This is a genomic window from Sphingobacterium sp. UBA6320 (assembly GCF_002440335.1).
Taxonomy (GTDB): Bacteria; Bacteroidota; Bacteroidia; order Sphingobacteriales; family Sphingobacteriaceae; genus Sphingobacterium.
Genome location: NZ_DJTA01000022.1, coordinates 378,039 through 388,190, shown reverse-complemented (window position 1 = coordinate 388,190; position 10,152 = coordinate 378,039). Strand labels below are relative to the sequence as shown.

Here is a 10,152-nt window from a genome sequence, read left to right as displayed (position 1 = left end):
GTGCAAAGATAGGAACTTTTATCCTTCACTTCCTAATGTTTTCCGGAAATAGTTTACCGCGGCACGGTAAAGGGCTAGAAATGTGACCGATAATTTATCTGGATGCCGCCTGATGATCATACTGGGTCGGATATGGATTAACTTTTGCTATGGATCACATTGTTAGTTGGTCTGGGGCCATCTGTGTGCGGACACGCCCGTCACCTGTCCATATATGGGTTCTTCACACAAGTACTGCGTTACTCGGTTACTTCGTCACTCCGTTACCTAGTTACTCGATCACTGCGTTACCCTTTTATGTTACTGCTTTACTCCGTCACTAAATCACTGCGTTACTCGATACTCCGTTACTTTTCAATATATACCAGATCTTAAAAGACAAATTCTGACCAACTACATACCAACTTCACTATTAAATGGGGAATACACCAGACATTACTTAGGGTTTATAGGGGGTTAGTAGGGGTATACCCCTACTAACCCCCTATAAACCCCCTGTTATCCCCCTACTATACCGGTATTAAATACGAAGTTGGTCTTTATTTGGTATGGAGTTTTAATAGATCAATATACAGGTGCATTAACTCCTATATATAGCGTACAAAAAAAGATAATAATTTTGCACTTCTCTGATCACCCATACAGCCATAATGCCCGACCGTATGGATGTTCCATTGGTATAAGCGATAAGAACTCGATCAATCATCATCAATAACAAGACATTTCCACCTAACTATTGACTATAATCAATCGGATGAAATCATCGATCAGAGCGCATAAAAAATATAACGATTAAGATTATTACATATTTTGTATAACTTTAAACTTAACAAATAACATAAGCGTTGAAGGAGATTTTCAAAATATACCAAGTTGATGAAGCAGAAGCAAACCGCATCGCTCATAGTGAGAATAACATTCATCAGCATGATTTCGAAGAACTCATTATTGGCCTTGAAGGAAAATTAGAACATTTTATTGATTTCAAATCTGAAATTTATGAAGCACCATTTATCAGTTTCGTAACCAAAGGAAAGACACATCGTGTGAAGCCCCACCCGACAGATGGCAAATGTTTATTTTGGGTTTTAAGATTCAAAAGTGAATTTATTCCAGAAACCACTTTTCAACTTTATAATCATTTCCACGACCATGCTACTTTTGGCATCACATATTCAACTTGTTTTCAAAGGTTAACCCATATTGCTCAAATGATTGCCGACGAGATGCAGGAAGGACAAAGTGATCTTGGAATTGTTCGGCAACTGTTAAGTACGCTATTTACCATGATCGAGTCTGAATACAGAAAACAATATCCGGAAGGATTATCGACACTTTCCAACTCAAGTACTACTTTTAAAAATTTCCTAACGATTCTAGAAGAAAATTATCATCGTCCCGAATCCGTGAATTTCTATGCAGAAAAACTTTTCATGAGTGCACGCGGACTCAATCTGATCTGTCATCAGATATTACAGCAAAGTGTTTCTGAAATTATTGAAACCAGAAAATTAATTGAAGCTAAAAATTTGCTGATGAATACGGATAAAACCATATCGGAGATTGGTTTTGAATTAGGGTATACCGATAAAGCTTATTTTACAAATGTATTCAAGAAAAAGTCTAGTCAGACACCTAGTGAATTTAGAACGGACATGAAAAGCATTATTTCCAAATAACACAACATTCTTTCCAAAAAACAATACCCCGCTCCTGTAATCTCCCCGATATTTGTACTTATTAACGAATCACTTCAAATTAGCGAATCGGTATCAGGAGTACTAAAATGAATAGAAAAAAATTTATAACCGCTATGGCTGCATTACCACTAACAGGAGCTGCTTTAAAAGTAAGTTCCTTAAGAGAATTATCTCAAAACTTTGAGGCAACAGAAAAATTTCCAGTTTTGTTCTTAGGTCATGGAAGTCCAATGAATGCGATTGAAGAAAATGAGTTTGTCGATGGTTTTCGAAACATCGGGAAGACATTTGAAAAACCAACTGCCATTCTTGTTATTTCAGCACATTGGGAAACCCGGGGCACATTTGTCACCGCTATGGAAAACCCTCCTACTATTCATGATTTTGGTGGATTTCCACAGGCATTATTCGACGTGCAGTACCCTGCTCCGGGAAGTCCAGCTTTAGCTCAGGAGACCAAAAGGATTATTACCAAAGCAGATGTGCTGCTCGATAACAAATGGGGCCTCGATCACGGAGCTTGGTCAGTGGTTAAACATCTATACCCCGATGCAGCTGTTCCGGTTATTCAAATGAGTATCGACTATACACAACCTGCATCATATCATTACGAACTTGCAAAAGAATTAGCTTCTTTGCGTCAAAAAGGAGTTTTAATAATCGGCAGCGGAAATATGGTCCATAATCTACGAATGGTCGCGTGGGATAAGTTAAACGAATCTGGTTTTGCCTGGGATTGGGCACTAGAAGCAAAGGAAAAAATGAAACAATATATAATGGAGGGCAATCACCATGCGTTAATTGACTTTAGAAATCAAGGAAAAGCATTTGATCTTGCCATTCCAACTCCAGAACATTATCTACCCTTGATTTATAGCCTAGCTTTAAAGGATAAACAAGACGATCTGTTCTTGTTTAATGACAGCTCTGTTGGAGGATCTCTGGCTATGACTTCCTTAAAAATTGGCTAATGATCAAAGATCTGTTAGCATGAGCTGAATGTCAAACTTTAAAATCTACACATATAAAAACAAAATCACTTATCTTCGCTATAGATTCGACCTTGCGTATTTATGAACACACAAAAACCAACCATTTCAATTGAGTACTGCCCAAAATGCAACTGGATGTTGCGGGCGGCTTATATGGCACAGGAGCTGTTAAGCACTTTTACAGAAGATATTCATGGGATCTTATTAATTCCAAGTGAAACTGCTGGAAAATATACCATATCAATTGATATGCTCCCTTTATTTGACCGTAAAGATAGGGGCAGATTTCCGGAAGTTAAGGAATTGAAACAATTAATAAGGGACCACATTAACCCCGATAAGGATTTGGGGCACTCGGAAAGAAAATAAAAATTATTTTGTAGCTTTACTCAAGTGTAAATCTCAAAGACACATTTCTACAGGTTAATAGAATAAAAATAACATGAAAAAAAACATCATAAGTCTCTTGGTCATTGCAGCTATATTTTCGGCTTGTAACAGTCAAACACAACAGAAAGAAAGCTCCGGTAAAGATAGTAGTACCATTGTTGGTAAACAAGATAGCGTATCTTACGATGAACACAATACCAAAAACTCCGTCGATTGGGCGGGAACTTATGAAGGCACTCTTCCCTGCGCAGACTGTACGGGTATCCATGTTATCCTAACTTTAAATATGGACGGAACATATGAAAAATCTGAAGAATATCTTGAAAAAGGTAAACCTTTCAAAGAAACGGGGACTTTCACATGGACTCCTGATGGTGGCTCCATTATCTTAAAAGAGAAAGATGGTGAAAGCAAATACAAAGTTGGAGAAGGAATGATGAAGAAATTAGATATAGAGGGAAAAGAAATCAAAGGAGAATTAGAAGAATTCTACAACTTAAAAAAAATAAAATAAAACTGGATTTCTTTTAGTCAAAATATTGAAGCAAATAAAGCTCCTGAAATAATCAGGAGCTTTATTTGTTTTTTAACAAGACCTTATTTTGCGTCTGGTAACAAAATAAACTCGAACATACGATCATCTTTTAGGTATTTATCCGCTACAGCTTTTACACTTTCTACGGAAACTTGATTTAGATCATCCAATTTTCTCAAAATTTCAGTTACATCCTCCTGATTTTGGTATGATCCAGAAAGATATCCAACCCAAAACCCATTTTCTTTAAGCTGTAATTCCAACTGACGTTTCTGTTCGATTACGAATTTCTCGATATCTTCCTTAACAGGTCCATTTTTCTTTATTTTAGCGACTTCGTCAACCGCAGATTTTATCAAAACATCGACTTTATCTGGCGCGGTGCCAAAACCAATACCAAAAGTATAGCGACTACGTGGCAACTTACCGTAATTAGCCGATGCACCTACGCTGTAAACTCCACTTTCAGCTTCACGAAGACGTTCCAATAATTTAATGGTCAATATACTTTCCAAAGCATCCATATTTATATTTTCATCTTCAGAGTAGGTATAGTCTCCATAATAAGCTAACTGTACAGAAGCTTTATCCTCTTTACCTTTTTGAACAACAACACGTTTTCCTTTTGCCGGCTCCACAATACCCAGATCTTTATAAGATTCTTTACGACCTAAATTAGGTAGGGCTGCAAGATAGTTCTCTAGATAAGGTTTGATTTCCTCCTCGGTAAAAGATCCTACAATCGTAAATGTAAAGTCGGATGCATCCGCAAATCGTTCTTTATAAATTTGGAAAGCACGATTTTTATCAATTGTCTTTACCAGTTCTGCCGTTGCATTTTTCCTTCTGACATTATCGCCATAAAGTGTTTCTTTTACTTTATCAGAGAATACATTCGATGGATTACTATCACGATTTTCCAAACTTCCTAGAGTACGGGTAATGATACTTTGATATACATCATCGTCCAATCGTGGTTCAGTAAAATATCCATAAATCAATTCAAAGGCATTTTTTAATCCCTCTTTATCAGAACTTCCATATAATCCTTCATATCGTTCGGAAATATAAGGCGTGATCCCAATATTTTTACCTGTCAGGTATTTTTGCAATTCTACATTATTCAGTTGTCCCAACCCACTTGCATCCACTAAGCCTGCTGCATTACTCGCAGAATAATAGTCCGAATCAGGATATAGAGATGATCCACCTTCACTAAATGCAGAAATTCTTATTTCATCATTTTTGAAATTAGTAGGTTTCAAAATAACCTTCACGCCATTACTTAACGTCAGTTCCTTTACCTGGATATCTTTTAGCTCTTTTGCAGAAACAATAGTCCCTTTTATTGGCTCTTTAGACAATAGCGGCAATTTAGATACTTTGTCCTCATAGGCTGTCAGGTTTTGAGCCTCCACATCCTTTATCCACGTATTAATGATCTGCTCAGTCGGTAAAGTAGCCTTATCTTTTTCAGGCCCCATGATAATGACATCACGATTCAGGTCAGTGTAATATTTTGAAATCAATGCATTCACTTCTGTCAATGTCAATGTCGGCAAAAGCTGTTTCGTAATTTTGTAACTGTCATCGTTACTCAAAGCCGCATCATCCTTTAAAAAATTATTCAAATAACGATTAACATAGCTATCCGATTTCTTTTTACTTCTTTCCACATAAGAGGTTTCGTTGGCTTTATTCATAGCTATGATCGCTCTATCCAATTCAGATTGTGTAAATCCAAACTTTTGAATTCTTTCAAATTCGGTCATCATCTTTTTGAAACCAAGTTCCAGCTGATTTGGCTTTGGAACCACCATGAGCGAAAATACATCTAGGCCCGCGATGAAATCAGTTATACTACCTCCAGCTTGCATAAATGGCGCATCTGCTTGTTGCATAATTTCTGAAAAACGCTCACTCACCATCGTATTAAAAGATGAAATCAACAACTCCTTTCTATAGTCCTTTACGGTTACTGTTTTCTCGGATTTACTTTTAATCATGATTTGAGCTACCGTGTACGGCAATTCAGGATCCGTGATTGCAATAAATTGATTTTTGTTCAATAAATCAACATTGTATTTGGTACGCTCCAACTTTTTAGCAGGAGTTTTTAAATCAGAAAACAGGGCTTTTACGCGCGCTTCCATATCTTTAACATCGATATCACCAACAATAATGATCGATTGTAGATCTGGTCTGTACCAATCTTGGTGAAATTGACGGATAGTCTCCGGTTTAAAAGTCGTAATGATTTTTTCTGTACCGATTGGGATGCGCTTGGAATAGCGTGAACCATTTAAAACGATCGGAAAATATTGGTCCTGCAAACGTTGACCTACTCCTCTACCACCACGCATTTCTTGCATGACAATACCACGTTCCTTATCAATTTCATCGTCAGATAACAGAGCATCCTGCGCCCAATCGCGCATCACTTGTAAACCATTTTTCAATAGTTCTGGATCGTCAGATGGAATGGGCAATTGGTACACCGTTTCATCAAAACCGGTATAGGCATTTAAGTCAGAACCAAAACGTACACCTGCTTTTTGCAAGTAATTGACTAATTCATTTTTTGGAAAATGCTTCAGTCCATTAAAGTTCATATGCTCTAAAAAGTGTGCAAGACCTAACTGTTCGTCTGTTTCTAAAATTGAACCTACTTTATTAGCCAAATACATGGTTACCCTTTTTTCAGGCTCCACGTTGCGACGGATATAATAAGTAAAACCATTTTTCAGTTTACCTGTAACGACTTCATTGTCAAATGGAAGATTTTGATTCCAGCTGACGGTGTCTTGTGCTAAAATTGCTCTCGCTTCAGCACGGAATGCTGTTGCCGCTGTACTTGGGGTCGTACAATAGATGGCTGGCAACAAAAATGTTAATGCAATTGGTTTAATAAATCTCATTTTTTTGATTTACCTTAAGTTTTTAATTTAGTTTGTTTTATAAAATTAATGTTCGAAAGTACAATTAATCTGTTGTATTTTTGTCACGATGATAGAAGAAAATAATTGGGTGCATTTTAAAAGAGATTTTGCTCGTTTTTTGAAATTTGAGCGTGGTCTTTCCGAAAATTCTATTGAAGCGTATCTCAATGATGTTTCCAAGTTGGAAGTTTATAGTGAAGAAAATAATCTGGCAGTACAGCAAATAACCAGTAAAGATATCCAACGTTTTTTGATCTGGATAAATGGATTTGGTATCTCTCCATTTACGCAGTCGCGTCTTTTATCTGGGCTCAAAACTTTCTATAATTTCTTGCTCTTGGAGTACGACTGGGAAAATAATCCCGTCGAATTGATCCAAGCTCCTCGCATAGCTCGAAAAATACCCGGCGTCCTCAATATCCAAGAAATTGATCAGCTGATCGATGCGATCGATTTATCGACTCCAGAAGGTATGCGCAATAAAACAATCCTAGAAGTACTATATGGTTGTGGTCTTCGTGTATCTGAATTGGTCAATCTGAAAATCTCGAACTTATACCTGGATATCGAATTTATCAAAGTCGAAGGAAAAGGAAATAAAGAACGCTTAATACCTATTGGTCGTCAAGCGATAAAATATTTAAAAATCTATATTAACGAAGTAAGAGCGCACATCAAAATCAAATCCGGTCAAGAAGATTTCGTTTTTTTAAATAAACGTGGTGCTGCGCTATCCCGTGTGATGGTTTTCATCGTCATCAAGGATCTCGCTTCAAAAATTGGTCTCCAAAAAAACATAAGCCCCCATACTTTTCGTCATAGTTTTGCTTCACATCTGGTCGAAGGGGGAGCAGATCTCCGCGCAGTACAGGATATGCTCGGGCATGAAAGTATTACAACGACAGAAATATACACCCATATCGACCGCGACTATTTGCAAAGTGTGATTACACAATATCATCCGCGTTCGTAAATAGCGTTTGATCCCCTATACCCAGAATAGTGCATTTATAACCTGGTTCTACACTATTTTAGATATTTTATCAAACTAAATAAAATTAATATCGCTTCAAAAAGCTAAAGTTTGATATCTTCTTATCCCTTAACGATGGATGTCATAACTTCATATAACAGATATCCAAGCAGACTAAAAGCATTGATTTAAAGTCATATAACACGGTTTTAAAAATTTAACACAACAATGTTGCATTATAATTTTCAAATAATGCAACATTGTTGTATTTTTGACCCGTGATTAAATCAAGCATAACAAAACAACTCAGCATTTTTGCTATCATGGTACCGGCACTTCTAAGCATAGGTACCTCTCATACTTTATATGCACAACAAAGGACGGTAAGCGGAAAGGTAATTGACATGGGAAACACTGCCCCCATTCATGGCGCAAATATCCACTATGAAGGCCACAGAAAGCCTGTAACGACTAACTTTTCAGGTGAATTTAAATTTAACCCGGAGCGCAGCTTACCGCTAAAGTTGATAACTTCATTAGTGGGTTATGAAAATGACACCACGTATGTAAAAGACAATCAGCCCATCATCATACGATTGAAAAGAGATATTAAAAAACTTGCTGAAACGCAAGTGTATGGTTATCAAACTGCCGCGAAAACACAAATTGCACAGCAGGTAAATGCGTTGTCATTATCCGAAAACCGCAACCGTTCCTTAGCGGAAGTATTAAAAACAGTTTCTGGTGTGCAGCTGCTACAGACAGGTTCTACGATCAGCAAGCCCATTATTAATGGGCTTTATGGAAATCGTTTAGCCATATTGAATGATGGGATGAAATTAGAAAGTCAACAATGGGGAAATGACCATGCACCAGAAATTGATGTTTACGCAGCACACTCCATTACGGTCGTGAAGGGAGCAGAAAGCCTTCGATATGGAGGAGAAGCTTTAGGTGGTGCTGTTTTACTGTCATCCAAACCTTGGAACAAAGTTGACAGTCTTAGGGGACAAATCAGTGTCAATGGATTTACCAATGGCAAAGGTATACAGGGAGCATTGAACTTAGAAGGTAATTCTCCTATCCCGGGTTTAAAATGGACCTTGAATGGAAATTATACCAAAAGTGGGAATAGAAAAACTCCAGACTACTACCTCAACAATACAGGACAACGCATTTACAATTTAAATGCCGCTGTTGATTATCAATACAAGAATGCCAATGTTGAAGTTTCCTATAAGCAATATCATAATGAAGCAGGTATATTGTCATCAACCCATATCGGAGATTTAGCTTCGTTTCAAGAGCGTATTGCTTATGGACGTCCCTACCCTAGTGAAATATTCGGATTCTCATACGGTATCGAAGCGCCACGTCAAGAGGTCAAACACGATGTACTTCAATTGGCCTATAACCAACAATTGAGCAGTGACAAAACATTATCCATAAAATATGCTTTCCAAAACAATCACCGCAAGGAATATGATAAAAGACGGGCGGGTCGCAGTGCTACTCCTAGCATGGATATGATTTTGCGCTCGCATGCGCTAGATGTATCCTATACCGTGGAAGGTATCGACCAAAAACTCATCACAGGACTGCAAGCACAGACACAGGTCAATAATAATGTTGTCGGTACGTTCAATACACCATTGATTCCTAATTATAGTGCAGTCAACATCGGGGCATATGGTATCTACCAATGGCAAAGAAATCGACTGGCTTACGAACTGGGAGCGCGTTATGATTTCAAAAACTTTGATGCGGCAGGATATGATTTCTATGGTAAGCCTTATGGAGGAGACAATCAATTTCACAACCTATCAACCAATCTGGGTGTATCCTATTCTATCGATAACCACATGGTTTTAAAATCAAATCTAGGACTGGCATGGAGAGCACCTTCTGCACAAGAATTATACAGTCAAAACATACATCAAAGTACGGCAAGGTACGAAAGAGGTGACGCGAGTTTAAAAGCAGAAAAAGGTTTGAAATGGATCACAAGTTTAAATATTCATGAAAAGAAAAATTTCTTAAATATCGATGTCTATGCCAACTTCATTAATCATTACATCTATGTGAACCCCACTTCTGAATACATACAAAATCTTTCAGGTACTTTTCCGATTTGGCAGTACAGCCAAAACAATGCGCTACTAACAGGAATCGATATACAAGGAAGATACCTCATTAAAGAAAATTTAGAATATAGTGCCAATTCCTCTTTCATCTATGCGCGAAATTTAGATGATCATAATTATTTACCCCTTATTCCTCCTCTTTCTTATACCCATGAAATAGCCTATTTAGTAAAAGGAAATCATAACTGGATGAAAGATTTAAAATTTGCGTTGGGCCAAGAGGTTTATGCCAAGCAATTTATGTCTACCGCAAGTATGGAAATGGCTCCTCCTCCGCCGGCATATCAATTAATAAATGGATCAATAAGCCTGGGTTCCCTGCTCGGAAACAATAAATTGCAGACACGCTTACTGGTGGAAAATCTATTGAATAGCAAATACAAATCTTATACAGATCTATTCCGTTATTACAGTCACGGAGTAGGCCGAAATGTACAACTAACAATCAATTACACATTTTAATACATATAAATATAACG

Annotated in this window: 7 protein-coding genes; 6 read left to right on the top strand and 1 reads right to left on the bottom strand. The window is 37.4% G+C overall.

What is annotated here, in order from left to right:
• The first annotated feature begins 845 nt into the window (after nt 1-845).
• The 4 genes from B3P23_RS15350 (at nt 846) to B3P23_RS15335 (ending at nt 3,596) form a co-directional block, all read left to right on the top strand.
• Nucleotides 846-1,679 (top strand): helix-turn-helix transcriptional regulator, encoded by an 834-nt coding sequence (locus tag B3P23_RS15350; protein WP_293927725.1) that lies wholly within the window; start codon nt 846-848, stop codon nt 1,677-1,679.
• 107 nt (nt 1,680-1,786) lie between these two features.
• Nucleotides 1,787-2,671, top strand: coding sequence for a 4,5-DOPA dioxygenase extradiol (gene ygiD / locus B3P23_RS15345; protein WP_084405235.1), 885 nt, complete (start codon nt 1,787-1,789; stop codon nt 2,669-2,671).
• 102 nt (nt 2,672-2,773) lie between these two features.
• Nucleotides 2,774-3,061 (top strand): SelT/SelW/SelH family protein, encoded by a 288-nt coding sequence (locus tag B3P23_RS15340; RefSeq protein ID WP_293927720.1) that lies wholly within the window; start codon nt 2,774-2,776, stop codon nt 3,059-3,061.
• Nucleotides 3,062-3,134: 73 nt separating this feature from the next.
• Nucleotides 3,135-3,596, top strand: a complete 462-nt coding sequence (locus tag B3P23_RS15335) for a copper resistance protein NlpE (protein WP_293927718.1) — start codon at nt 3,135-3,137, stop codon at nt 3,594-3,596.
• An 83-nt stretch (nt 3,597-3,679) separates the two neighbouring features.
• Here B3P23_RS15335 and B3P23_RS15330 read toward each other — a convergent pair whose 3' ends face one another.
• On the bottom strand, nt 3,680-6,535 hold the full coding sequence (locus B3P23_RS15330; protein WP_293927715.1) for a M16 family metallopeptidase: 2,856 nt from the start codon (nt 6,533-6,535) through the stop codon (nt 3,680-3,682).
• An 88-nt stretch (nt 6,536-6,623) separates the two neighbouring features.
• Here B3P23_RS15330 and xerD point away from each other — a divergent pair, with 88 nt between their 5' ends.
• Together xerD and B3P23_RS15320 are read left to right on the top strand one after the other, a co-directional pair.
• Complete coding sequence (xerD, locus tag B3P23_RS15325) at nt 6,624-7,529, top strand: site-specific tyrosine recombinase XerD (RefSeq protein ID WP_045752105.1); 906 nt, start codon at nt 6,624-6,626, stop codon at nt 7,527-7,529.
• A gap of 323 nt (nt 7,530-7,852) precedes the next feature.
• The gene (locus B3P23_RS15320) at nt 7,853-10,135 is read left to right on the top strand and encodes a TonB-dependent receptor (protein WP_293927712.1); all 2,283 of its coding nucleotides are present in this window, start codon (nt 7,853-7,855) and stop codon (nt 10,133-10,135) included.
• Nucleotides 10,136-10,152 lie beyond the last annotated feature (17 nt).

Excerpts from the sequence above, each read along its gene's own strand:
- ygiD (WP_084405235.1), top strand. The coding sequence starts at position 1,787 with ATGAATAGAAAAAAATTTATAACCGCTATGGCTGCATTACCACTAACA.
- B3P23_RS15340 (WP_293927720.1), top strand. The coding sequence starts at position 2,774 with ATGAACACACAAAAACCAACCATTTCAATTGAGTACTGCCCAAAATGC.
- B3P23_RS15335 (WP_293927718.1), top strand. The coding sequence starts at position 3,135 with ATGAAAAAAAACATCATAAGTCTCTTGGTCATTGCAGCTATATTTTCG.
- B3P23_RS15330 (WP_293927715.1), bottom strand. The coding sequence starts at position 6,535 with ATGAGATTTATTAAACCAATTGCATTAACATTTTTGTTGCCAGCCATC.
- xerD (WP_045752105.1), top strand. The coding sequence starts at position 6,624 with ATGATAGAAGAAAATAATTGGGTGCATTTTAAAAGAGATTTTGCTCGT.
- B3P23_RS15320 (WP_293927712.1), top strand. The coding sequence starts at position 7,853 with ATGGTACCGGCACTTCTAAGCATAGGTACCTCTCATACTTTATATGCA.